At 34.0% G+C, this 884-nt stretch carries 1 protein-coding gene; it reads right to left on the reverse strand.

Annotated features, from left to right (window positions below; all coding sequences use genetic code 11):
- The coding region (locus tag ACE01N_RS20540) for an IS110 family transposase (protein WP_380592964.1) at positions 1-647 on the reverse strand (647 nt) is incomplete at its 3' end.
- Positions 648-884 lie beyond the last annotated feature (237 nt).

Consider the following 884-nt stretch of genomic DNA (forward strand, 5'->3'; position numbering starts at 1 on the left):
GATGTTCTTTCACCAATTCCGTCGATTGAACATAATAGCTGGTGTTGTCTGGATAATGTCTCATCGCCATCAATTATTAACTGGATTTGGCTTTCAATTTGATTAATTGCCTGTCCAAGATTATGTATAAGTTGAGACAATCGGTTGTATTTATTTTTATACAATTCTTGATCCATATAATCTTTCTGATCGCTAAGTTGTCCCTGATATTTGGCTTTATCACAGACAAGCATATCCCGCTCACTAACCAATTGCTTTAATGCTTGAATTGATTTTTCCGGTAAAGCAAACAGGCGTGCCTGGTCATGAAATCGTTGCGCATAAGCGGCAATCTTTCGGGCATCTATTTTATCATTTTTACCACGCTTCAGTCCAGATCTGTATTTAATCTGAACTGGATTTTCAATCCATAGATCAACTTTAAGTTCATCACAGGCGCAACTCAGAGGATAAATATATTGACCGGTATACTCTGCGCATACCAGGACATCTTCTTTTGGTGTATCCACTAATATGCTTTTCAAATGATACTTAATAGCATCACAATGGTTTGAAATAATGGTCTCATCAACATAGTTACCATCTTGCCAGATACAAAAATCCAATTTTAATTTGCTTACATCAATGCCAATAAAAATCTTCTTCATAACTTTGAAATTAGCAAAGACAAAAAGAAAAGAAGGGAACTTGAAATAATCCTAAAAACCTTAATTGCAGAAGGCTAAATTCTTATATAGGTCTTTATTTCAAGAAAAACCGGTAAGTCTAAATAAGGAGATAAGCCACCTGCTTACCAAAAGGAATAGTTTACTTACTGGTTTTCCTTTCTTTTTGAATTTATGTTATTATCTCAAATTTAAGCCTTTCCAGATCATTTAAGAATA

It is taken from the genome of Quyinboa ferrireducens (assembly GCF_042436675.1).
In the GTDB taxonomy this organism is placed as follows: domain Bacteria; phylum Bacteroidota; class Bacteroidia; order Bacteroidales; family UBA5342; genus JBHJHP01.